Annotated in this window: 22 protein-coding genes; 10 read left to right on the top strand and 12 right to left on the bottom strand. The window is 66.0% G+C overall.

Translation table 11 applies throughout. The annotated features are described in order from the left end of the window. The first annotated feature begins 65 nt into the window (after positions 1-65). Positions 66-1,157 carry a chorismate synthase gene (aroC, locus tag A6A04_RS20980; protein WP_068495970.1) on the top strand — a complete coding sequence of 364 codons (1,092 nt, stop codon included), beginning with the start codon at positions 66-68 and terminating at the stop codon, positions 1,155-1,157. A 9-nt stretch (positions 1,158-1,166) separates the two neighbouring features. Here the strand turns inward: aroC and A6A04_RS20975 are convergent, their stop codons facing one another. Genes A6A04_RS20975 through A6A04_RS20965 form a run of 3 tightly spaced genes read right to left on the bottom strand, consistent with a single transcriptional unit; the run spans position 1,167 to position 4,098 of the window. Then, a complete protein-coding gene (locus A6A04_RS20975; RefSeq protein ID WP_245651333.1) occupies positions 1,167-1,622 on the bottom strand; it encodes a nuclear transport factor 2 family protein in 456 nt (151 codons plus the stop codon). Positions 1,623-1,636: 14 nt separating this feature from the next. After that, positions 1,637-2,209: a YqgE/AlgH family protein gene (locus tag A6A04_RS20970; protein ID WP_068495968.1), complete on the bottom strand. Its 573-nt coding sequence runs from the start codon at positions 2,207-2,209 to the stop codon at positions 1,637-1,639. Between the two features lie 44 nt (positions 2,210-2,253). Beyond that, positions 2,254-4,098, bottom strand: a complete 1,845-nt coding sequence (locus A6A04_RS20965; RefSeq protein WP_156612729.1) for a YgiQ family radical SAM protein — start codon at positions 4,096-4,098, stop codon at positions 2,254-2,256. Positions 4,099-4,294: 196 nt separating this feature from the next. Between A6A04_RS20965 and A6A04_RS20960 the strand changes: the two genes are divergently transcribed. Continuing rightward, positions 4,295-4,858: a TRAP transporter small permease subunit gene (locus A6A04_RS20960; protein WP_068495967.1), complete on the top strand. Its 564-nt coding sequence runs from the start codon at positions 4,295-4,297 to the stop codon at positions 4,856-4,858. Continuing rightward, on the top strand, positions 4,855-6,321 hold the full coding sequence (locus tag A6A04_RS20955) for a TRAP transporter large permease (RefSeq protein WP_068495966.1): 1,467 nt from the start codon (positions 4,855-4,857) through the stop codon (positions 6,319-6,321). The genes A6A04_RS20960 and A6A04_RS20955 overlap by 4 nt, the downstream gene beginning before the upstream one ends. 37 nt (positions 6,322-6,358) lie before the next feature. Here A6A04_RS20955 and der read toward each other — a convergent pair whose 3' ends face one another. From der to A6A04_RS20940, 3 genes are read right to left on the bottom strand one after another with little or no spacing between them, the layout of a single operon-like run. Continuing rightward, a complete protein-coding gene (gene der / locus A6A04_RS20950) occupies positions 6,359-7,762 on the bottom strand; it encodes a ribosome biogenesis GTPase Der (RefSeq protein ID WP_068495965.1) in 1,404 nt (467 codons plus the stop codon). Between the two features lie 35 nt (positions 7,763-7,797). Further along, positions 7,798-9,117, bottom strand: coding sequence for an outer membrane protein assembly factor BamB family protein (locus tag A6A04_RS20945; RefSeq protein ID WP_245651332.1), 1,320 nt, complete (start codon positions 9,115-9,117; stop codon positions 7,798-7,800). A 21-nt stretch (positions 9,118-9,138) separates the two neighbouring features. Next, positions 9,139-9,822 carry a tetratricopeptide repeat protein gene (locus A6A04_RS20940; RefSeq protein WP_068495963.1) on the bottom strand — a complete coding sequence of 228 codons (684 nt, stop codon included), beginning with the start codon at positions 9,820-9,822 and terminating at the stop codon, positions 9,139-9,141. A 144-nt stretch (positions 9,823-9,966) separates the two neighbouring features. On the opposite strand from A6A04_RS20940, the gene A6A04_RS20935 reads away from it, so the two are divergent. After that, positions 9,967-10,239, top strand: coding sequence for a SemiSWEET family sugar transporter (locus A6A04_RS20935; protein WP_068495962.1), 273 nt, complete (start codon positions 9,967-9,969; stop codon positions 10,237-10,239). On the opposite strand, the gene A6A04_RS20930 is transcribed toward A6A04_RS20935, so the two are convergent. Beyond that, on the bottom strand, positions 10,240-10,932 hold the full coding sequence (locus A6A04_RS20930) for an orotate phosphoribosyltransferase (protein WP_068495961.1): 693 nt from the start codon (positions 10,930-10,932) through the stop codon (positions 10,240-10,242). A gap of 83 nt (positions 10,933-11,015) precedes the next feature. Between A6A04_RS20930 and A6A04_RS20925 the strand changes: the two genes are divergently transcribed. Continuing rightward, positions 11,016-11,795 (top strand): enoyl-CoA hydratase/isomerase family protein, encoded by a 780-nt coding sequence (locus A6A04_RS20925; RefSeq protein ID WP_068495960.1) that lies wholly within the window; start codon positions 11,016-11,018, stop codon positions 11,793-11,795. Between the two features lie 45 nt (positions 11,796-11,840). On the opposite strand, the gene A6A04_RS20920 is transcribed toward A6A04_RS20925, so the two are convergent. Both A6A04_RS20920 and A6A04_RS23525 read right to left on the bottom strand, forming a co-directional pair. Continuing rightward, positions 11,841-12,920, bottom strand: a complete 1,080-nt coding sequence (locus A6A04_RS20920; protein ID WP_068495959.1) for a hypothetical protein — start codon at positions 12,918-12,920, stop codon at positions 11,841-11,843. 80 nt (positions 12,921-13,000) lie between these two features. Then, positions 13,001-15,934 carry a hybrid sensor histidine kinase/response regulator gene (locus A6A04_RS23525; protein ID WP_068495958.1) on the bottom strand — a complete coding sequence of 978 codons (2,934 nt, stop codon included), beginning with the start codon at positions 15,932-15,934 and terminating at the stop codon, positions 13,001-13,003. A 163-nt stretch (positions 15,935-16,097) separates the two neighbouring features. Between A6A04_RS23525 and A6A04_RS20910 the strand changes: the two genes are divergently transcribed. The 4 genes from A6A04_RS20910 (at position 16,098) to A6A04_RS20895 (ending at position 18,486) form a co-directional block, all read left to right on the top strand. Then, positions 16,098-16,520 (top strand): RrF2 family transcriptional regulator, encoded by a 423-nt coding sequence (locus tag A6A04_RS20910; protein ID WP_068495957.1) that lies wholly within the window; start codon positions 16,098-16,100, stop codon positions 16,518-16,520. A 79-nt stretch (positions 16,521-16,599) separates the two neighbouring features. Beyond that, on the top strand, positions 16,600-17,379 hold the full coding sequence (locus A6A04_RS20905; protein WP_068495956.1) for a PleD family two-component system response regulator: 780 nt from the start codon (positions 16,600-16,602) through the stop codon (positions 17,377-17,379). Between the two features lie 46 nt (positions 17,380-17,425). Continuing rightward, the gene (locus A6A04_RS20900) at positions 17,426-17,767 is read left to right on the top strand and encodes a CidA/LrgA family protein (RefSeq protein ID WP_068495955.1); all 342 of its coding nucleotides are present in this window, start codon (positions 17,426-17,428) and stop codon (positions 17,765-17,767) included. Further along, positions 17,764-18,486, top strand: a complete 723-nt coding sequence (locus A6A04_RS20895; protein ID WP_068495954.1) for an LrgB family protein — start codon at positions 17,764-17,766, stop codon at positions 18,484-18,486. Before A6A04_RS20900 ends, A6A04_RS20895 begins: the two co-directional genes overlap by 4 nt. Here A6A04_RS20895 and A6A04_RS20890 read toward each other — a convergent pair whose 3' ends face one another. Next, positions 18,487-19,071 (bottom strand): hypothetical protein, encoded by a 585-nt coding sequence (locus A6A04_RS20890; RefSeq protein ID WP_068495953.1) that lies wholly within the window; start codon positions 19,069-19,071, stop codon positions 18,487-18,489. A gap of 99 nt (positions 19,072-19,170) precedes the next feature. Between A6A04_RS20890 and A6A04_RS20885 the strand changes: the two genes are divergently transcribed. After that, complete coding sequence (locus A6A04_RS20885; protein ID WP_068495952.1) at positions 19,171-20,394, top strand: nucleoside recognition domain-containing protein; 1,224 nt, start codon at positions 19,171-19,173, stop codon at positions 20,392-20,394. A 155-nt stretch (positions 20,395-20,549) separates the two neighbouring features. Here A6A04_RS20885 and A6A04_RS20880 read toward each other — a convergent pair whose 3' ends face one another. Both A6A04_RS20880 and A6A04_RS20875 read right to left on the bottom strand, forming a co-directional pair. Continuing rightward, on the bottom strand, positions 20,550-21,152 hold the full coding sequence (locus tag A6A04_RS20880; RefSeq protein WP_082915111.1) for an NUDIX domain-containing protein: 603 nt from the start codon (positions 21,150-21,152) through the stop codon (positions 20,550-20,552). 19 nt (positions 21,153-21,171) lie between these two features. Beyond that, positions 21,172-21,645, bottom strand: coding sequence for a hypothetical protein (locus tag A6A04_RS20875; protein WP_068495951.1), 474 nt, complete (start codon positions 21,643-21,645; stop codon positions 21,172-21,174). Positions 21,646-21,649 lie beyond the last annotated feature (4 nt).

Genomic DNA, 21,649 nt, shown 5'->3' with positions numbered 1-21,649 from the left:
CGCTGGTCGTCGGGATGACAGATCAAACCGAGCGGCACGCGCCCGGCGACTGAGGGACGAAAATTATGTCTGGCAACGGATTCGGACATCTGTTCCGCTTCACCACCTTTGGCGAGAGCCATGGCCCGGCCATCGGTTGCGTGGTCGACGGGGTGCCATCGCGCATCCCGCTGGCCGAGGCCGATATCCAGGCCTGGCTCGACCTCAGAAAGCCGGGCCAGAACCGCTTCACCACCCAGCGGCGCGAGGCCGACGAGGTCAAGATCCTGTCCGGCGTGTTCGAGGGCCAGACCACCGGCACCCCCATCGGCCTGCTGATCGAGAATACCGACCAGCGGTCCAAGGATTACGGCGAGATCAAGGACAGCTTCCGCCCCGGCCATGCCGACTGGGTCTATCAGCAGAAATACGGCATCCGCGACTATCGCGGCGGCGGCCGCTCCAGCGCGCGCGAAACCGCCATGCGGGTGGCGGCGGGCGCGGTGGCGCGCATGGTGCTGGACGCCCTGGTGCCGGGCGGCGTCACCATCCGCGGCGCCATGGTCCGCATGGGCATCCAGGCCATCGACTACGGCGCCTGGGACTGGGACGAGACCAAGGCCAATCCGTTCTGGTGCCCCGACGCCCAGGCCGCCAAGGAATGGGAGACCTATCTGGATTCCATCCGCAAGAATGGATCCTCCATCGGCGGCGTGGTCGAGGTGGTGGCCTCCAACGTGCCCGTCGGCCTGGGATCACCGGTCTATGACAAGCTGGACGCCGATCTGGCCAAGGCGATGATGAGCATCAACGCCGTCAAGGGTGTCGAGATCGGCGCGGGCTTCGAGGCCGCCAGCCTGTCCGGCGAGGACAATGCCGACGAGATGCGCATGGGCAACGACGGGCAGGTGAAATTCCTGTCCAACAAGGCGGGCGGCATCCTGGGCGGCATTTCCACCGGCCAGGATGTGGTGGTGCGTCTGGCGGTCAAGCCCACCAGCTCCATCCTGACGCCGAAGAAGAGCGTGGATCGCCAGGGCAACGAGGTCGAGGTGTCCACCAAGGGCCGCCACGACCCCTGCGTCGCCATCCGCGCCGTGCCGGTGGCGGAAGCCATGATGGCGGTGACCCTGGCCGATCATCTGCTCAGATTGCGGGCGCAGTCGGGCGGGTTCTGACCCGGTTCCCTATGTCGCCTGGGGCATGCTGTGCCACCACAGCCGCGCCTCGGTGCAGCGGCCATTCGCGAGGCTGGCCTGGAGAATGCCGTCCAGCACCATCCGGGGCAGCGGATCGCCCGGCTTGCGCGAGACCAGATTGGTTCCAGTCGACTTGGCCCAGATCTGGAACAACTCCTCGGAGGCCACCTGATAGGTGACGTGCCAGTGCGCCAGCCCGCCCGCGCCGGTGTCGGACAGGACCTCGTAACTGACCTTGACGTCTTCCTGAAGCTGCACCCGCTTCCAGTATTCCATCAGTTCGGCGGTGCCGTTCTGAACCTGGAAGGGTGTGTTGTGGTAGCGGCCATCGGGCGTGAACAGGGCGGCGAACATGGCCGGGTCACGCTGTTCCCAAGCGGCCTTGTAGCCCTGCATGAACCGATCCATGGCAAACCTCGCCGTCGCGGTGGTGGCGTCCATCATCAACACGTCGCCGGTCAGGCGTGCCCGGCATCCGCCGACAGCAGACCGACTTCAATGCCCAGCTTGGCAATGGCCTGCTCGTATTTATGCTCCAGGTCGCGGCCGAACAGCAGATCGGCATCAGCGGGCACGTTGAGCCAGGCATTCTCGCGGATTTCCGAATCCAGCTGCCCGGAACTCCACCCGGCATAGCCCAGCGCCAACAGGCTCTGGGACGGGCCGGTTCCGGCGGCCATGGCCTTCAGCACATCCACCGTGGCGGTCAGGGCGACGCCATCGGCCACCATCATGGTGTTTTCCTGGATGTAATCGGCGGTGTGCAGCACGAAGCCGCGACCGCTTTCCACCGGCCCTCCGAAATGGATGCGAATCTGCTCGCATTCCGGCGTCGGCGGAATATCCAGCTGTTCCAGCAACTGCGGAAAGGTGATGCCGCCGAACAGGCGGTTGACCACGATCCCCATGGCACCATCGGCGCTGTGGGCGCACAGATAGACGATGGATCGGGCGAAGCGCTCGTCCTCCATCTGCGGCATGGCGATCAGGATTTGCCCGGCGAGATAGCCGGAGGTTTTTTGTACAGGCATGTCACTGACATAAGACGGAGTTCGGCCAAAAGCAAGTGCGCCGCTCACCTGTTCCCCCGGGGAACCAGGTGATTTTTTCCCGGCCCGATCAGGTCGGAGCGGCCCATGCGGATCAGGGCCTCGCGCAGGATCGGCCAGTTCTCGGGATCGTGGAACCGCAGGAAGGCCTTATGCAGGCGGCGCTGCTTCAACCCCTTGGCCGAGAAGACGGCCCCGCCATCGCGGCGCACCGGCCGCAGCGGGTCGCGGCCGGAATGGTACATGGCGGTGGCCAGCGACATGGGCGACGGCAGGAAGGTCTGGACCTGATCCAGCTTGAAGCCGTTCTTCTTCAGCCATAGCGCCAGATTGAGCATGTCCTGGTCGGTGGTGCCGGGATGGGCAGCGATGAAATAGGGGATCAGGTAGAGCGTCTTGCCCGCCTTGGCCGCCACCGTCTCGAACATGGCGCGGAAGCGCTCATAGGTCTTGATGCCGGGCTTCATCATCATGGCCAGCGGCCCGTCCTCGGTATGCTCAGGCGCGATCTTGAGATAGCCGCCCACATGATGGCGGACCAGTTCCTCCACATAGGCCGGGCTGCGCACCGCCAGATCGTAGCGCACCCCCGAGCCGATATTGACCCGCTTGACGCCGGGCACGGCGCGGGCGGCGCGGTACAGCGCGATCAGCGGATCATGGTCGGTGCCGAGCGTCTTGCAGATATCGGGATAGACGCAGGACAGGCGGCGGCAGACCTTCTGCACCTCGGGCTCGCGGCAGCCCAGACGCCACATATTGGCGGTGGGGCCGCCCAGATCGGAAATGGTGCCGGTGAAGCCCGGCGTCCGGTCCCTGATCTCGGCGATCTCGCGCAAGATGGAGGCCTGGGAACGGTTCTGGATGATGCGGCCCTCATGCTCGGTGATGGAGCAAAAGGTGCAGCCGCCGAAACAGCCGCGCAGGATGTTGACGGAAAAGCGGATCATCTCCCAGGCGGGAATCTTGGCGCCGCCATAGGCGGGGTGGGGGGCGCGGGCATAGGCCAGGTCATAGACCGCGTCCAGCTCGGCGGTGGGCAGCGGCAGCGGCGGCGGGTTGAGCCACACCTCCTTGTCGCCGTGGCGCTGGACCAGGGCGCGGGCGTTAAGCGGGTTGCTTTCCTGGTGCAGCACCCGCGACGCCTGGGCATAGAGCACCGGATCGGCCTGGACCTGCTCGAAGGAGGGCAGCCGCACCACCACCGCGTCACCCCGGGTGTTGGGCACCGCCGCCTCGATGTCGCTGGCGTCCAGTTCCCGGAAACCCTCCGGCACCGAGGCCCGCACCACGGCGGTGCCCCGGATGTCGGTCATGGTTTTGGGGGCCTCGCCCGCCCGGGCTCGCCGGGCGATCTCGACGATGGCCCGCTCGGCATTGCCGAACACCAGGATATCGGCCTTGGCGTCCATCAGCACCGAGCGGCGCAGCTTCTCCGACCAGATGTCGAAATGGGCGATGCGGCGCAAGGACGCCTCGATGCCGCCCAGCACCACCGGCACCTCCTTGAAGGCCTCGCGGCAGCGCTGGGCATAGACGATCACCGCCCGGTCGGGCCGCCGCCCCCCCTCCCCGCCCGGGGTATAGCTGTCGTCGTGGCGCAGCCGCCGATCCGAGGTGTAGCGGTTGACCATGGAATCCATGTTGCCCGCCGTGACGCCCCAGAACAGGTTGGGCCGCCCCAGGGCCTTGAACGCCTCCGGCCTGCTCCAGTCCGGCTGGGCGATGATGCCCACCCGGAAGCCCTGGGATTCCAGCAGGCGGCCGACAATGGCCATGCCGAAGCTGGGATGGTCCACATAGGCGTCGCCGGTCACCAGGATGATGTCGCAGCTGTCCCAGCCCAGCCGATCCATTTCCGCCCGGGTCATGGGTAGAAAAGGAACGGCGTTTCCGCATCTTTCCGAAGACATGGGGGGCTCGAAAGAATGTTTCATCGCGCCTACATATCACTTTCGCAATCGGATTTCCGCAATGGCGGCGTCAATCGGCCTGGATTACCATGTCCAGCCACGCCACAGCAGCCGACGATACAAGTCGGCGCCGGTCAGTCGGGAGGATGGGCCCTTGAAACCACTTCTGTCGTTGAGCGCGTTGATCGACCAGATCAACGAACGGGTAGGGCAGGCCGTGAAATGGCTGATCCTGCTCATGGTCATCATCAGTTCCCTGAACGCCTCGGTTCGCTACGCGTTCAATTACAGCTCGAATGCCTGGCTGGAGGTGCAGTGGTACCTGTTCGCCACCGTGTTCCTGCTGTGCGCCGGATACACCTTGCTGCGCAACGAGCATATCCGCATCGACGTGGTCTGCGGTCGGCTGGCGCGCCCCACCCAGATCTGGATCGACATCCTGGGCACCATCTTCTTCCTGTTTCCCATGGTCATCCTGATCATGACCCTGGCCTGGCCCATGTTCATGAAAAGCTTCACCCATCTGGAAATGTCGGGTGACGCGGGCGGCCTGATCCGCTGGCCGGTCAAGCTGCTGATTCCGGTGGGCTTCTTCCTGCTGCTGCTGCAAGGCATCTCGGAGCTGATCAAGAAGATCGCCATCCTGACCGGCGACATTCCTGATCCGGGCGAGCACGGCCACCACCACCACACCGCCGCCGATGGAGAAGCCGCATGACCGCCTTCCTCATCGCCAACATGGCGCCGCTGATGTTCGGAGCACTGGTGGTGTTCCTGCTGCTGGGCTATCCGGTGGCCTTCGCCCTGGCGGCCAACGGCATCGTCTTCGGCCTGGTGGGCATGGAGCTGGGCCTGCTCAACTCGCAACTGTTCCAGGCGCTGCCCGAACGCGTGTTCGGCATCATGCGCAACGACACCTTGCTGGCCATCCCGTTCTTCACCTTCATGGGCCTGATCCTGGAACGAAGCGGCATGGCCGAGGACCTGCTGGACACCATCGGCCAGCTGTTCGGCCCCATCCGGGGCGGTCTGGCCTATGCGGTGATCTTCGTCGGCGCCCTGCTGGCGGCCACCACCGGCGTGGTGGCGGCCTCGGTGATCTCCATGGGCCTGATCTCGCTGCCCATCATGCTGCGCTACGGCTATGACCGCCGGGTGGCATCGGGCGTCATCGCTGCCTCGGGCACCCTGGCCCAGATCATCCCGCCCTCGCTGGTGCTGATCATCATGGCCGACCAGTTGGGCCGGTCGGTGGGCGACATGTATGCCGGCGCCTTCATCCCCGGTTTCGTGCTGACAGCCCTTTACGCCGGTTACATCTTCCTCCTGACCACCATCTATCCCAAGACGGCCCCGGCCCTGCCGCTGGAAGCCCGCTCCCTGCGCGGCGCGGCACTGGTGATCCGGTCCCTCACCTGCCTGCTGCCACCGCTGGTGCTGATCTTCCTGGTGCTGGGCACCATCTTCCTCGGCATCGCCACTCCCACCGAGGGCGGCGCCATGGGCGCAGCCGGCGCCCTGATCCTGGCGCTGGCCAAGCGCAAGCTGGAGTGGAGCCTGCTGAAGCAGGCCATGGACACCACCGCCAAGCTGTCCTCCTTCGTGCTGTTCATCCTGGTGGGCTCCACCGTGTTCGGTCTGGTGTTCCGGGGCGTCAACGGCGATCTGTGGGTCGAGCACCTGCTGACCGGCCTGCCCGGCGGCAAGCTCGGCTTCCTGATCGTGGTCAACGTCTTGATGTTCGTGCTGGCCTTCTTCCTCGACTTCTTCGAACTGGCCTTCATCCTGGTGCCGCTGCTGGGACCGGTGGCCGAGAAACTGGGCATCGACCTGATCTGGTTCGGCGTCCTGCTGGGCGTCAACATGCAGACCTCGTTCATGCATCCGCCCTTCGGCTTCGCGCTGTTCTACCTGCGCAGCGTGGCGCCTAAGTCCGACTATATCGACAAGGTCACCGGCAAGATGACCGCCAAGATCACCACCGGCCAGATCTATTGGGGCGCGGTGCCCTTCGTGTTCATCCAGATCATCATGGTCGGCCTGGTGATCGCCTTCCCCCAACTGGTCACCGGTGGCCTGGACAACAAGGCGGCGGTCGACACCTCCAAGATCCAGATCGAGGTGCAGCAGGAAGATTACGGCGGCGGTGGCGGCATGTACGGCACCGAAGAGAAGAAATAGGCGTCAGGGGCGGTTCCCACCGGAACCGCCCCTTCCTCTATTTGTCCTTGGCGGCGTAGGGATTCTTGCCGGCGCGCATGTGCAGGCGAATGGGCACGCCCGGCAGCTTGAAAGCCTCGCGCAAGCCGTTGATCAGATAGCGGATATAGGATTCCGGCAACTGGTCGGGCTTGGTGGCGAACAGCACGAAAGTGGGCGGCCGCGCCTTGGCCTGGGTCATGTAACGGATCTTGTAGCGCCGGCCACCGGGCAGGGCGGGCGGCGGATGCCGTTCGATGACCTCTTCCAGCCAGCGATTGAGCCCTGCTGTGGGAATGCGGCGGTTCCAGGTGTCCCAGGTCTCCAGCACCGCGTCGATCAGCCGGTCGACGCCGCGCCCGGTCAGGGCCGACAGGGTGACGGTGGTGACGCCCTTGGCCTGGGGCAGCGAGGTTTCCAACCGGTCGCGCAAGCGCTTCAGCGCCGTCTGGGGATCGTCCACCATGTCCCACTTGTTGATGGCGATGACCAGGGCGCGGCCCTCGTCCACCACCAGCCGGGCGATGGTCAGGTCCTGCTTGTCCAGGATGGCGGCGGCGTCCATCACCAGCACCACCACTTCCGACATGCGGATGGATTCGATGGTATTGCCCACCGAGAGCTTCTCGATGGCGTCGCTGATCTGGGCCTTCTTGCGCAGACCGGCGGTGTCCACCAGCTTGAGGCGGCGGCCCTTGTGCTCCCATTCCACCGCGATGGCGTCGCGGGTCAGACCGGCCTCGGGGCCGGTCAGCAGGCGGTCCTGGCCCAGCAACTGGTTGCCCAGGGTGGACTTGCCCACATTGGGACGGCCGACGATGACCATGGTGAGCGGGCGGCCGGGATCGGGCTCGGCGTCCTCGGCCTCTTCATCGCCGGGCGGGGCGAAATCGTCCTCGTCCTCGTCTTCGTCGTCCAGCGCGCCCGCCGCCTTGGCATGGGGCATCAGCGCCTCGAACAACTCGTACATGCCCTCGCCATGCTCGGCCGAGACCGGCACCGGCTCGCCCATGCCCAGGCCATAGGCCTCGTACAGACCAGGAGCCCCGGCCTTGCCCTCGCATTTATTGGCCACCAGAATCACCGGTGTCGGCAGGCGGCGGAGATAATCGGCGAAATGACGGTCCAACGGCGTCACTCCGGCCCGCGCGTCGATCAGCAGCAGGGCCACATCGGCGGCGGTCACCGCCTGATCGGTCTGGCGGCGCATGCGGGCCTCGACGGAATCACCGCCGTCGTCCTCGAATCCGGCGGTGTCCACCACCCGGAACTCCATGCCCATCAGGGTGGCGCGGCCCTCGCGGCGGTCACGGGTGACGCCGGGCTGGTCATGGACGATGGCCAGCTTGCGCCCCACCAGGCGATTGAACAGGGTGGACTTGCCCACATTGGGGCGGCCGATAATGGCAACGGTGAACGTCATAAGGAACCTTGCATCCCCCCCGACAAAGGAGAGGTTTAACGGAAAGCGACCAGATCGGCGTCGTCGGTGAGGAAATACAGGCTGCCGCCCGCCACCACGGGTGCAATGCTGACGCCGTCGGGCGACTTGTCCCAGCCCAGCATCTCGCCGGTATAGGGCGACAGCGCCACCAGCTTGCCGGTGGAACTGCCGAGGATCAGCCGGTCGGAGGCCAGGATGGGGCCGGACCACATGATGCGGCCCTCCTTTTCCGTGGGTTTTTCCCAGCTCTGCATCTGGGTGACCCACAGGATGCGGCCGGTCTTGGCCTCCAGCGCCACCACCTCGTTGCCATTGGTGACCACGAAAATGTAGTCGCCCGCAATCCAAGGGCTTTGGACGCCACCGATTTCCTTTTCCCACAACCGACGACCGGTGCGCAGATCGACGCAGACCATCAGGTCGCCATTGCCGATGGCATAGACCCGGCCACGGTCGATGGCGGGGCGGCCACGGATATCCATCAAGGCGCCCACATTCTCGGTCCGGCGCACGGTGATCAGCGAATCCTGCCAGATGACGCCGCCGGTTTCGATCTTCAGGGCGAACAGCTCGCCCGACGTATAGGCCACCACCACTGTATTGCCATCCACCGCCGGGCTGTTGCCCGCCAGCAGGCCGGTAGCCTCGGAAATGCCGGAATGGGTCCACAGCGGCGAGCCGTCCTCGGCCGCCAGGGCATGGGTCTGGTTGTCCACCGTCACCACGAAAATGCGACCGCCGCGCACCGTCGGCGCGCCGCGCACCGGTCCGGAGACGTTCTGGCGCCACACCACCTCGCTGGTCTTGACGTCCACCGCCACCACCTGGGCGAAGCCGGTGGCGACATAAACCATGCCCTCGTCATAGGCGAGACCGCCGCTGGTATAGACATTGGGGTCGCGGTTGGGAGTGACGTCGCGAATCCAGATGCGCTTGCCGGTCTTGGCGTCGAAGGCGGTGACCTCGGACCCCGCGTCCACGGTGAAGACCATGCCCTCGGCGACGATGGGCTGGGCCAGCAGCTTGCGTCGCGAATCCGACCCGATGCCGGCATTGCCGGTCCAGACCCGCTTCAGGTTGTCGTTCACCAGCATATGGTGCATGGCGTGATTGGAATAGCCGCCCGCCTGGGGCCAGTCTTCGTTATCCTCGGGCGGCGGTAGCACGATCTCGGGCGCGGGGCCGGCGATGTCTGGCTCCACCACATGGTCCTGGGCCAGGATCGAGATGCGCTTGCCGGGAAGCGGCGGCGCCTTGTTCTCGCCCAACCAGGCGTCACCGCAGCCGGCCAACGACATCACGACGATCAGGACCCCTGCCAACCGGCGCGGCATGACGCACATCCCCATAGGTGTTCAGCTCCTGGCGGGGCGGCCCGCGGCCGCCAGCATCTCGGCCGCGCGCGCCCGCAACCCCTGCGGCGCGGCGGCATCCTCGGCAATCTTGGCGAACAGGTCGACGGCCCGGGCATCGTCGCCGCGCCGCAGCGCGGCCAGGGCCTGAATCTCGCGGGCGGAATGGCGCCAGGCGCTGGACTCGACCGCCAGCGGCTCCAGGCTCTTGTCCAGGACGGCGGCATCGGCGGTATCGACGGTCAGATAGGCGGCGCGGATGGTGGCCATGTCCCGATAGGACTTGTCCACGGAGCTATCAGCGGCCAGCCGCTGATACAGCGCGGCGGCACCAGCCAGATCGCCCTGCTGCTGCTTGAGATCGGCGATACGCAGTTCGGCCAGAATCCGATATCCCTTGGTACCGTCGAGCTTAATCTGGGCCAGGGACTCGGCGGCTTCGTCCTTGCGGCCCTGCTCGATCAGATTGATCGCCTCGGCATATCGCAGTGAAGACGCCTGACGCTGCTTGAGGTCCCAGCTGTTCCAGCCCTGCCAGGCGGCGACCGCCAGCACCACGGCGACGGCGCCGCCGGTGAAAAGGCTGCCGTAGCGTTGCCACAGCTTCTGCATCTGCTCTTGCCGCAGGTCTTCATCCACCTCCTTGATCAGGAGTTCGGTCGCGGCATCGTCTGGCTTGGTATTCAAGTAAGAATCTCCCGTGGGGTTCGGCCGAAGCGGCACCCGCGCCGTAAGATAGTCCCTGACGCGCCCCTTGGCAAACCCGCTTGTTGACGCCGACCACCTAAGCGCCTAAGAGCGGGCATACCCCCACGTCAAGGAGCAGCCCCGTTGCCCTGGCCTTCCGCCGTTGAACTGCTTGGGTCCGTCGCCGGGCTGCTGACCACCATTTCCTTCGTGCCCCAGGTGGTCAAGACCCTGAAGTCCGGCCAGACCCGCGACATTTCGCTGACCATGTGGCTGACCTTCTGCACCGGGGTGGCGCTATGGACGGTCTATGGCGTGCTGATCCAGGCCTGGCCCATGGTCATCACCAATGTCCCCACCCTGGCTCTGGCGGGGACGATCCTGGTGGTCAAGATCAGGAATATGAGCCGGGAATAGCTATTCCTTGCGACCGCCGTGCAGCGCCGACCACTGCACCGGATCGTGCAGGAAGGAACGCACTTCCTCGATGGCGCGGCGGTCGAACTGGCCTTCCTCCTCGACCACTTCCAGCACATCCCACCAGTTGCACAGATAGCCCAGGTCGACGCCGATCTCCTCCAGGCTCTTCAGGGCGCCGGGGAAGACGCCGTAGAAGAACACCACGAAGGAATGGTCGACCTTGGCCCCGGCCGAGCGGAGCGCGTTGACGAAATTGACCTTGGAGGCGCCGTCGGAGGCCAGATCCTCCACCAGCACCACCCGGTCGCCGTCCTTGAAATCGCCCTCGATCTGGGCGTTGCGGCCGAAGCCCTTGGGCTTCTTGCGGATGTAGAGCATGGGCAGGGCCAGCCGGTCGGAGACCCAGGCGGCATAGGGAATGCCCGCCGTCTCGCCGCCCGCTATGGCGTCGGAGGATTCGTAGCCGACCTCGCGCAGGATGGCGTTGGCCATCAACTCGCTGATCTTGGCCCGCGCCCGGGGAAAGGAGATCACCTTGCGGCAGTCCACATAGACCGGGCTGGCCCAGCCGGAGGTCAGGATATAGGGCTCCTCGGGGCGGAAATTGACCGCCTTGATTTCAAGCAGGATGCGGGCCGTGGTCAGGGCCGCCTGCTTCTGCTCGGGGGAACGCGATACGGTGGTTGCCATGGGGATGCCCTCTTGCCTTGCCGGTTAAGGGGGGTATAGGCACAATCGCGATTTCCCGCAAGATGACAGAACAAGGAACGCCCATGTCCGATGTGATCGAGTTCTCCCGCGAGGGCGCCATCGCCACCGTGACGCTGAACCGCCCCGAGCGCATGAATGCCTTGAACCTGCCCATGTGGCGGGGTCTGGCCGAGGCCTTTGCCGCCATCGCCGCCGACAAGAGCATCCATGTGGCGGTGCTGCGCGGCGCGGGCGACAAGGCCTTTGCCCCTGGCGCCGATATCGAGGAATTCGACACCCACCGCGCCAATGCCGAGCAGGCCAAGGCCTATGACCTGGTCATGCGCAAGGCCCTGGACGCGGTCCGCGCCTGTCCCCAGCCGGTGGTGGCCGCCATCTACGGCCCCTGCGTCGGCGGCGCCCTGGAACTGGCCTGCTGCTGCGACCTGCGCATCTCGGCCAAATCGGGCAAGTTCGGCGTGCCCATCAACAAGATCTCGGTGGTGATGGCCTATCCCGAACTGGCCGCCATCCGCCGGGTGGTAGGAACGGCGGTGGCGCTGGAAATCCTGCTGGAAGGCCGGGTATTCGACGCCGCCGAGGCCTGCGCCAAGGGCCTGGTCAACCGGGTGGTGGAGGACGAGGCCATGGAGGCGGAAATCAGCGCCACCGCCAAGCGCATCGCCCAGGGGGCGCCGCTGGCCAATCGCTGGCACAAGGCGTTCATCTCCCGCCTGGACGACCCCCGGCCCATCAGCGACGCCGAACTGGACGAGTGCTACGACTTCCTGGCCACCAAGGACTATGCCGAGGGGCTGGCGGCGTTCCGCGCCAAGCGTAAGCCGGTGTTCACGGCGGAATAGGGTATGTCCCCTCCCCCACCACGGATTGGTGGGGGAGGGGAAAGATCAGAGCCGGACGGCGCCTTCCGTCAGCGCGGCCAGAGCCTTCAGCTCGGTGCGCGAGCCCACATTGCGCTGTCTGAGGCGCTGGGCGATGGTGGTGACCATGGCGGGCTTGCCGGGCAGGCCGAAGACCTGGCCAAAGGCATTGCGGCCCATGACCTTGAAGGCGGTGGCCAGGCACACCGCCGCCTGCACCGTGGACAGCGACAGCCCGGCGAACAGTTCCGAGCGCACGGCGTCATTGACCCCGGCCAGGGCCGCCACCAGTTCGCGCATCTCGTGGCCGCTGCGGGCCCCCAGCACGCTGGCCGCCCCTCTGTCCTGAAGGGCTTCCCACCAGAATTCCTCCTGCGGCGTTCCCGAGAACGGCTGGGCGGCGGCCACCGGCATGAAGCTGCCACCCCGCCGTGCCACCACGGTGTTGGACTGGGGCGGGGCCGTCACTTCGAATCGCGGCGGCAGCGGCGGCGGCGTCGAGGGCAGCCCCCGCATGACCGGCGGCGGCGGACCGGCGGCGGCGGTGATGGCGTCCAATAGTTCCGATTCGCGGATATCCAGCAGGCGCGGCCCCATCTCGACCACTTTGTGAATGGGCATGGGGGCGTAGTGCGGCACCAGGGGAACCTGCCATTCATGGATCAGGTATTCATTCATGGCCTGGTACATCCTGCCCGCGCGGGAACCCACATCGTTGGGGTCGCCGCCCAGGGTGGTCCGGAAATGCCGCTTGGCATGGGTCCGCACGATCATGGCGATGATGTCATGCACCGACCGGCCACAACGCAGCTTGACGAAATCGTCATTGACCGGCCGCCCGCGCTCGTCCACCAACAGGGTGCGGAACTGGTCGCGATGGCGGCGGAAGATCAGGATGCAGCCGTGGAGCAGTTCCGAACTGTCCATGACGGTGTCGTAGAAATCCTCGCCCCGGATATCGCCGAAGGCAGGCACCAGCGAGCGGAAGATACTCGCCACCGGCCCCTTGAGAGTCTCGTTGATGACCCGCACGGCATCGCCATGCCCCGGAACCGAATCGGTCCGGCGCAGACTTCCCTTCTTAACGACGGTGTCGTCGCGCGGCATGCCTAATGATCCCAAATTTACTATAAATCTAGCGGGAGATCACAAAGCAGACAATCAACGAAACATGACAACTTGTTGGGCTATATGATTTTCGGGTCGATTCGCAGCACCGCGTCCAGGGCGTCCCGCAGCCGGATCAGGTCCACCGGCTTGGCCAGATAGCGATCCATCCCGGCCTCCAGGCAGCGCTCGGATTCTCCCGACAGGGCGTTGGCGGTCAGGGCGATGATGGGAATGCGGGGAGCCCCCGCCAGGGCTTCCTCGGCGCGGATGGCCTCGGTCAACTGGAAACCATCCATGACCGGCATATGGCAGTCGGTCAGCACCGCCGCGAAGCGCTTCGACCGCCAGGCCGCCAGGGCCGCCGCCCCATCGGGGGCGAGTTCGGCCGGATAGCCCAACATGTCGAGCTGACGCAGAATCACCTGCTGATTGACCGGGTGATCCTCGGCCACCAGCACGGGCGGACCGTCCCAGCGGGGAGACGCGAGGTCGAGGCTTGGCTGCAGCGGCGCGCAGACCGGACGGCAATGGGCCACCGGGCCGGAACCGCCCAAAGCCGAGGCAATGGCGATCACCACCTGATTGCGCTCCAGCGGGCGTCCGAGGAATCCGACGCAGTTGGGCAGGCGTTCCAGGTCGAAGCGCCCTTGCGTCTCGCCCCCCACCAGCAGCAGCGGCGACGTCGTCAGCGCCCCCCGCCCGGTGTCCAGTATCTCTGCCGCGTCCACCACCGCCACGTCGAAATGGGCGAGAGCGGGTTCCGACGCCACCGGAGCCAACCGGGCAAGACGCACCACCGCAGCTCCCAACCGCTCGACCTCCTGGGCGGTGTCGGTCAATTCCTCCGCCTCGGGCAAGGCCACCAGGATTCGGATCCCCATGAAATCGGGCTCGACCACCGGCTCCAGCTCGGCCGTCGCGGCGGCGTCGAGCGCCAGGACACACCAGAAGGACGAGCCCACCCCGGGCTGGCTGTCCACCCCGATACTGCCATCCATCAACTCCACCAGCCGCCGGGTGATGGACAGCCCCAGCCCGGTTCCACCGAACTGGCGGGTGGTGGAGGTTTCGGCCTGGACGAAGGGCTGGAACAGCCGGTCCCTCAAGGCGGGGGAAATGCCGATGCCGGTATCGACCACCCGCAGCCGCACCAGGATGCGGCCGTCCGTGCCCCGCCCCGCCTGTTCGGCATGGATGGCAACGCGCCCGGAGGGGGTGAACTTGACCGCATTGCCCGCCAGATTGACCAGGATCTGGCGCAGACGGACGGAGTCGGCCAGCACCAGCGACGGCAGGGCGGGATCGACAAATCCCGACAAAGTGATGCCCTTGGCGGTGGCATCCGGCGTGATCAGGTGCAACACTCCGTCGATCAATTGCACCAGCGAGACCGGCAGGCGCTCCAACTCCATGCGCCCGGCCTCGATCTTCGAGAAGTCCAGCACGTCGTCGATGATGCGCAGCAAGGCCAGACCGGATTCGCGGGTGGTGGCGATCAGGTCGCGTTGGTCCTCGTCCAGCCGGGTCAGTCCCAGCAGTTCCAGCAGCCCGACCACGCCATTCATGGGGGTGCGGATTTCATGGCTCATGGCCGCCAGGAAGGACGACTTGGCCAGATTGGCGGTTTCCGCCGCCTCCTTGGCCTCGGTCAGCGCGCGGATGGCGGCATCGCGCTCCTGGCTGGCTTCCTGGAACTTGGCCAGCACCCGGTTGAACACGGCGGCGATTTCCGCCGCCTCGGTTTCGGCCACCGCCGCCACCGGCCCGGTCAGGGAAATGGGATGCTCGTGGGCTTCCATCTGAGCCAGCAGGTCCTGCAGGGTCCTCCGCTTGGCCTCGTCGGAACGGCGCCCGGCCTCCTCGCGCTCCAGTTCAAGTCGTAACTTCTCCACCGCATTGCGCTTGAACACTTCGACGGTGCGGGCCATGGCCGCCAGTTCATCGTGCAAATCCCGCCCTTCGACCTCGCGGGTCCAGTCGCCTTCGGCCCCGGCCTCCATGGCCTCGCGCAGGCTCAGCAGCGGCGCCCGGATGGACTGGCCGATCATCCAGCTGACCAGGGCGCTGAAGGCCAGCAGCAGGCCGGCGGCAAGCGCGCCGGCCACCGCCAGTTGGGTCAGTTGCGCCTTGGAGCGGCTCTGCAGCTTGTCCTCGCGGGCGCGGCCCTGGGCGATCAGGCGGTCGATGGCCTCGGACATGGCTTCCTGATTGGCGTCCACCTCATCGGCCAGAATGCGCGAACGCTCGTCGAAAGCCCGCGACATGGTATCGATGGCGCCGGTCAGCGAGCGGCCTCTCTGCTCCAGCACCTGCAGGGCGTCCCGTTGCAAGTCGTTGCCCGCCAATTGGGCCAGAACCGGCATGGTGGCGGTCATGCGGTCCAGGCTGGCCTGGGCATCGACGGCACGGGCGGGATTGCCGTTGAAATAGAACACATTGATGGCGATCAGGGTTTCGACGAAGTTTTCGTGGGACTTGACCAGGGTCGGCGCCAACTGGTCGCCGCTCCTGGTCCGGGCGGTGGAGTTGAGGATGGCGTAAAGGCCCGACATCTCGCTGGTGGCCTGCAGAACCTGGCTCTCGTAAAGCCGCGAGATATCGGCATTGATCGCCTTCAGGGTCTGGAACCCCGCCACGAAACGCCGCGCCGCCTCGTGCATGGCGACCGCGTCGGCCGACAGGGGCTTCTCATGGGCCGTGGCGTCGCCCATGGCGACGAACAGTTCCTCGGATCGCCGCATGGCGTCCTTCAGCAGGTCGTCGGACGGGTTTGCTAGATATTGGCGGATCAAGCCCTGCAGCCGCCCGGCACGAATGTCGATATCGGCCAGCGCGCCGGTGCGGGTCTGGACCTGGCGCAGTTGATCCAGATCGGCATTGACCACCGAGGCGGCATGCCAGCCCAAGCCCCCCACCGCCAGGGCCACGAACAGGTTCAGAACCACCACCAGCGGAATGCGCCAGGCGATGGGCAAGGCCCGGATCCAACGAATGAAATGTCGCGTGGCCATCCGGCCGTCCTTCCCCTGTGTCGTCGCGCCGCCAAGACCGGATTTATCGTACCCCCGGGCTATCCATCGGGGAAGGGATGAAGCGCCGGGAACCACTTGACCAAAATCAAACATTCCTCCAGCATGTTCTCCGAATTCAACTTATCCACGGATCTCAGTGGCCATGCGCCTGACGCTGCATACCGATTACGCTTTGCGGGTTCTGGTCCATGTCGGGCTCAGAAATGGCGATCTGGTCACCATCACCGAGATCGCCGACTGCTACGGCATCTCCAAGAACCATCTGACCAAGGTGGTTCATCAGCTCGGGCGGATCGGCTATCTGGAGACGGTGCGCGGAAAGTATGGCGGTGTGCGGCTGCTGCGGAAGCCGGAACAGATTTTCCTGGGCGACTTCATCCGCGAGACCGAGGAGGATTTCGCCCTGGTCCGCTGCATGCGCTGCGATTCCACCAACGAGTGCCGCCTGAACGGCCAATGCATCGCCCATGATGCCCTGACCGCCGGTTTGCGCGCCTTCTTCGGCGAACTGAATCGCTACACCCTGGCCGACATGCTGGAAACCCAGCGCCGCGCCGCCGAGTAGATACCACAAACCATCTGACGGGTTTATTACACATCTGAAACCGTGTATCCCTGTTCCAGGGTTTGCACTGGGGGTTCCTATGGCCGCGATCGACGCCGACAACGAAAATGAACTGAGGGTCATCAACGAGTTCCTGGAGGAGCTGCGCGACACCGCCAGCCAATTGCAGGTGCTGTTGGGCAATCTGCGCTCCCGCAGCGTCTCCCTGGACGAGGGGTTGTCGACCCTGAAGCGCGAGGCCAGCAATCTGCGCAGCCACGCCCAGGGCCTCAACCTGCCCATGATCAAGCTGATCACCCATCGTCTCGACGAGTACATGGGTGAATTGAAGGCAGTGACCGACTCCGAGCTGGATGAAATCCAGGTCTTCGTCGACAAGATCGAGAAACTGGCCGATGGCGAGCAGATTTCCGAGGCCGACGCCCCGGCGGTGGTGCGTTCACTGCCCGCCAAGCGCGCCGCCGATATCGACTTCGGCAAGATCGAGAAGAAGAACGTCGAAATCCTGCTGGTCCTGCCGGAAAAGGCCATGTCGCGCATCGTCGAGCGCGAGCTGGCGGCCTGCGGCTACCGCACCTCCACCATCCGCGACGGCTTCGCCGCCATCGAGACCGTGGTGCGCACCAAGCCCGACATGGTGCTGGCTTCCATGGAACTGGGTCCCATGTCGGGCATCGACCTGGGCAATGCCCTGGCCGCCATGACGCCGACCCAGCAGATTCCCTTCGCGCTGTTCACCAGCTATGAATGGGGCAATCCCAAGCTGCGCGGCATGCCGCCCCGGGCGGCGCTGATCCGCAAGGGAACCAAGTTCGGCGACGATCTGGCCGAAACCCTGGCGCGTTTCGAGATCACCTGAGGAGACCGGCGGCCACGGCTCCTCGCCCAAGATACAGGAGGGTGGCATGCTGTTTTCCTTGAGCATCCTGCTGGTCTGTCAACTGGCCGGAGAGGTGTTGGTGCGCCTGTCCGGCCTGCCCCTGCCCGGCCCGGTAGTGGGCATGGTGATCCTGTTCGTGGGCCTGGTGATCCGCGGCCGGGTGCCGGACTCGCTGGACCAGTCGGTTCGGGCGATCTTCGCCAACTTCATCGTCTTGTTCATTCCCGCCAGTGTCGGCGTCATGGTGCATCTGGGCGCCATCTGGACCGAGGCCCTGCCCATCGCCCTGGGCGTGGCGGGCAGCATGGTCGTCACGCTGGTGGTGGCGGGACGGCTGATGCAGGCCCTGTCCGGGGGCAAGCCGTGAGCGGCGGCGAGTTGTCGGGAGTGTGGATTTATCTGTCCACCTCGCCGCTGCTGGGGCTGAGTTCCACCCTGGTGGCCTATCAGTTGGCGACCTGGCTGTTCGAGCGCTGCGGCCGCCATCCGCTGCTCAACCCCATGCTGGTCTCGGTCGCCCTGATCGTCGGTTTCCTGATGGCCACCGGCACCGAATACCGCACCTATTTCGACGGCGCCCAGTTCGTCCACTTCCTGCTGGGACCGGCCACCGTCGCCCTGGCGGTGCCGCTTTACAACCAGTTGCCCCTGCTGCGCCGGGTCTGGCCCGCCGTGGCCCTGGTGGTGGTGGTGGGCGCGGTGGTGGCGGCGGGCAGCGCGGTGGGAATCGCCTGGGCGATGGGCGGTTCGGAACGCATCATGTTGTCCCTGGCGCCCAAATCGGTCACCACCCCCATCGCCATGGGCATTGCCGAGACCATCGGCGGCATTCCGTCGCTGACGGCGGTCATGGTCATGCTGACCGGTATCAGCGGCATCATCTGCGGTCCCTGGATTCTCGACAAGGCCGGGGTCAAGCGTCCCGAAGCCCGCGGGCTGGCGCTGGGCATCACCGCCCATGGCATCGGCACCGTCCGCGCGCTGCAGGAAAGCGAGACGGCGGGCGCCTTCGCCGGACTGGCCATCGGCCTGACCGGGCTGTGGACGGCGGTAATGATCCCGCTGGTCATCAGCTGGCTGAAGTGATCACAATCCCAGATATTTGCGCAGGCCGGACAGGTTCCAGCCCTTGGCCGCTTCCACCAGTTGCTCGGCGGTCCCCAGGGACTCGCCCTCGATCTGCAACAGCACCCGGCCACCCAGCAGAAGGGTGAGATCGCCGGAGCGGTTGGCGGCATCCCAGCGCAGCAGGGCGTCGTCGGGACCGAGCTTGATCCGGCGGGTATTGGGTTGCTCGGGCGCATTGGCGGCGAACTGTGGGGCGGCACCCACCACGACGGGGTTATCCAGGATCAGGGTGGCGTTGAGGCTGGCCTCGTCACGTCCATAGGCCCGGCTGACCGACAGCCCCCCCCCGGCGCCGCCCAAGGCCTGGATTTCCGGCGGCTCGGCCTTCCAGGTCGCCAGCGGCGGCGGCAGGAAATCGGCCAGGGCCTTGCCCATCCGGGCATGCAGTTCCGCCACCACCGATTCCAGTTCGGCGCTGGCCCGGGCCAGATCACCCCTGGCATGGGCGGCCTTGGCGGCATCGATGCGGGCAGGAATGGGTTCGGCGGCGAGGACTTGTCCCGCCCAGACGGCCAGCACGGCGGCCCATACCACGACACGCATCCCAATCTCCCCGGCAAATCTCCCTCGTCGCTGGAGCTTTACAACGACCGGGCCCAGGCGGCAAGGTGGCTCCGCCACAATGAAGCGGAAAGCGTCGTCTTGAATATCGTCTTCCTGGTCCTGGTCCTGTCCGCTTTCCTGGCCTCGGCCGTCGCCCAATTGACCGGCGGCGGCGGCGGCATGGAAGCGCTTTCGGCGGCGGTGATCGACGGCGCGGCGGCGGCGGTGCCGCTGGTGCTGGGGCTGGTGGGGGTGATGGCGCTGTTCCTGGGCCTGATGAAGGTGGCCGAGGAAGGCGGGCTGCTGCATGCCGTCGCCCGCCTGCTGGAGCCGCCCCTGGCCCGCCTGTTCCCCGAGATACCGGCCGGGCATCCGGCCATGGGCGCCATGGTGATGAACACCGCCGCCAATCTGCTGGGCCTGGGCAATGCCGCCACCCCGTTCGGCATCCGCGCCATGGAGCATCTGGAGGCGTTGAATCCGCGCAAGGGCACCGCCAGCAATGCCCAGGTGCTGTTCCTGGCGGTGAACACCGCCGGTGTCACCCTGCTGCCCACCAATGTCATCGCGCTGCGCGCCGCCTTGGGGTCCGCCGAGCCCACCGCCGTGGTCGCCCCCACCCTGATCGCCACACTGGTGGCGCTGGTGGTGGCGGTGATCGCCGCCAAGGCGCTGGAGGGACTGTGGTCGCCCGCCGCTGTCGCGCCAGCACCGATCAGTGCCGTAAAGGCACCGCTATGGCCCAGCCTGCTGGCCCTGGGGCTGCTGCTGGCCAGCCTGCCGCCGCTGATCCTCCACGGCCGCGCCATCGGTCCTTGGATCATGCCGGGTCTGGTGGCCGGGCTGCTGCTGTATGGGGCCATCCGCAAGGTGCGCATCTATGAATGCTTCGTGGACGGCGCCAAGGAAGGCTTCGCCGTCGCGGTACGCATCATCCCCTATCTGGTGGCGATCCTGGTAGCCATCGGCATGTTCCGCGCCTCGGGCGCCATGGACATGGTGCTGGGGCCGCTGGCCCGGCTGACCGGGCCGCTGGGCATCCCGGCCGAGGCGCTGACCATGGCGGTGATGCGCACCCTGTCGGGTTCGGGGTCCTATGGCCTGCTGGCGGCGCAGTTGAAGGACCCGGCCATCGGCGTCGATGGCTATCTCGGAACCCTGCTGGGCACCATCTACGGCTCCACCGAGACCACCTTCTACGTGCTGGCGGTCTATTTCGGCGCGGTGCAGGTGCGCCGCATCCGCCATGCCCTGGCGGTGGGTCTGCTGGCCGACGCGGCGGCGCTGATCGCCGCCGTGGTGGTCTGCCGCATGATGAGCTGATACCGACGAGCCGATGAATGTATTCATTGGCGAGGAGTTGCGGCCAAGGGCCGACGCGTCTCGTGGCGCGGAAGCCAAGCATTCCGGAGGAATGCGCCCGGCGCTTGAAGGGCCTCGGGCGAGTCCTTTCAATGACTCGCCCGTATGACTCTTCCTCAGCTCCAGCGCTGGCGCAACTCGTCGCGTTCCAGCATCAGCCACTGCACCGCGACGGTGGCCATGGCGTTGTTGATGCGGCCGTCCTTAACCATGGCATAGGCCTCGGCCACCGGCACCACCATGACCCGGATGTCCTCGCCCTCGTGGGCCAGGCCGTGCAGGCCCGAGATGGTGGAGGTATCCACCTTGGCGCAGTAAAGCCGCACGCTTTCCGACGACCCCCCGGCGGTGACCAGATAGTCGCCGATGGTGATCATCTCGGTTGGCTCGGCGCCCGCTTCCTCGGCGGCCTCGCGCCGCGCCACCGCGTCGGGATGCTCGCCCTCGTCGATGATCCCGGCCACGCATTCCAGCATCCAGGGATGCCAACCGGCGGCCAGGGCGCCGCAGCGGAATTGCTCGATCAGCACCATCTCGTCCCGGTTCGGATCGTAGAGGATCACCACCACCGAATGGCCGCGCTCGAAGATTTCGCGATCGATCACTGAGGTCCAGCCGCCGGCGAAGGTGCGGTGCCTCAGGCGATAGCGGTCGATCCGGAAATAGCCCTGGTACACCGTGTCCTTGGCCAGGACTTCCACATCCGTCTTCGCATCCAAGCTTGGGGACTCCCCGATATCAGGTTCCCAGCAGCGCACCCACCGTTCCAACGAACACGGTGAACAGCCCCAGGATCAGGTTGATGGTGACGATATGGCGGATACGGGTCTGATAATCGGCGGTCTTGGGCAGGTCGCCCGCCGCCAGCGCCCGCTTGAAGCCCTGCCATGGGCCGAAGAACAACTGGACATACAGGCCCATCATCACCAGCCCGGTGATCTGCATGATGTCCACATGGGTGGGGCCGCCCGCGAAACCGCCCCTGAAGCCGAACAGCAGCACGCCATAGCCGCTGGCCAGCAGCCCGACGATACTGATCCACACCCAGGCGAAGAAGCGGGGAAACACTTGGCGCCACACCGCCAGCCGTTGCGCCGGTTCCAGGTCGAGCAGCACCGGCCGCAGCACCAGATGGGCGAAGAACATGCCGCCCACCCAGATCACCGAGCACAGGACATGAACCCCCATGGCAAGTCCGTAGGTGTAGTCCATGGCG

The sequence above is a fragment of the Paramagnetospirillum marisnigri genome, from assembly GCF_001650715.1.
GTDB classification, from domain to species: Bacteria; Pseudomonadota; Alphaproteobacteria; order Rhodospirillales; family Magnetospirillaceae; genus Phaeospirillum; species Phaeospirillum marisnigri.
Note: the sequence above shows the minus strand (reverse complement) of the source record. Positions and strands in the feature narration are given on the sequence as shown.

What these genes read in the sequence shown, in the direction of transcription:
- aroC (WP_068495970.1), top strand. Translation starts at nt 66, where the DNA reads ATGTCTGGCAACGGATTCGGACATCTGTTCCGCTTCACCACCTTTGGC.
- A6A04_RS20900 (WP_068495955.1), top strand. Translation starts at nt 17,426, where the DNA reads ATGCTGTTTTCCTTGAGCATCCTGCTGGTCTGTCAACTGGCCGGAGAG.
- A6A04_RS20905 (WP_068495956.1), top strand. Translation starts at nt 16,600, where the DNA reads ATGGCCGCGATCGACGCCGACAACGAAAATGAACTGAGGGTCATCAAC.
- der (WP_068495965.1), bottom strand. Translation starts at nt 7,762, where the DNA reads ATGACGTTCACCGTTGCCATTATCGGCCGCCCCAATGTGGGCAAGTCC.
- A6A04_RS20930 (WP_068495961.1), bottom strand. Translation starts at nt 10,932, where the DNA reads ATGGCAACCACCGTATCGCGTTCCCCCGAGCAGAAGCAGGCGGCCCTG.
- A6A04_RS23525 (WP_068495958.1), bottom strand. Translation starts at nt 15,934, where the DNA reads ATGGCCACGCGACATTTCATTCGTTGGATCCGGGCCTTGCCCATCGCC.
- A6A04_RS20920 (WP_068495959.1), bottom strand. Translation starts at nt 12,920, where the DNA reads ATGCCGCGCGACGACACCGTCGTTAAGAAGGGAAGTCTGCGCCGGACC.
- A6A04_RS20945 (WP_245651332.1), bottom strand. Translation starts at nt 9,117, where the DNA reads ATGCCGCGCCGGTTGGCAGGGGTCCTGATCGTCGTGATGTCGTTGGCC.
- A6A04_RS20965 (WP_156612729.1), bottom strand. Translation starts at nt 4,098, where the DNA reads ATGACCCGGGCGGAAATGGATCGGCTGGGCTGGGACAGCTGCGACATC.
- A6A04_RS20955 (WP_068495966.1), top strand. Translation starts at nt 4,855, where the DNA reads ATGACCGCCTTCCTCATCGCCAACATGGCGCCGCTGATGTTCGGAGCA.
- A6A04_RS20925 (WP_068495960.1), top strand. Translation starts at nt 11,016, where the DNA reads ATGTCCGATGTGATCGAGTTCTCCCGCGAGGGCGCCATCGCCACCGTG.
- A6A04_RS20910 (WP_068495957.1), top strand. Translation starts at nt 16,098, where the DNA reads ATGCGCCTGACGCTGCATACCGATTACGCTTTGCGGGTTCTGGTCCAT.
- A6A04_RS20890 (WP_068495953.1), bottom strand. Translation starts at nt 19,071, where the DNA reads ATGCGTGTCGTGGTATGGGCCGCCGTGCTGGCCGTCTGGGCGGGACAA.
- A6A04_RS20975 (WP_245651333.1), bottom strand. Translation starts at nt 1,622, where the DNA reads ATGATGGACGCCACCACCGCGACGGCGAGGTTTGCCATGGATCGGTTC.
- A6A04_RS20970 (WP_068495968.1), bottom strand. Translation starts at nt 2,209, where the DNA reads ATGCCTGTACAAAAAACCTCCGGCTATCTCGCCGGGCAAATCCTGATC.
- A6A04_RS20875 (WP_068495951.1), bottom strand. Translation starts at nt 21,645, where the DNA reads ATGGACTACACCTACGGACTTGCCATGGGGGTTCATGTCCTGTGCTCG.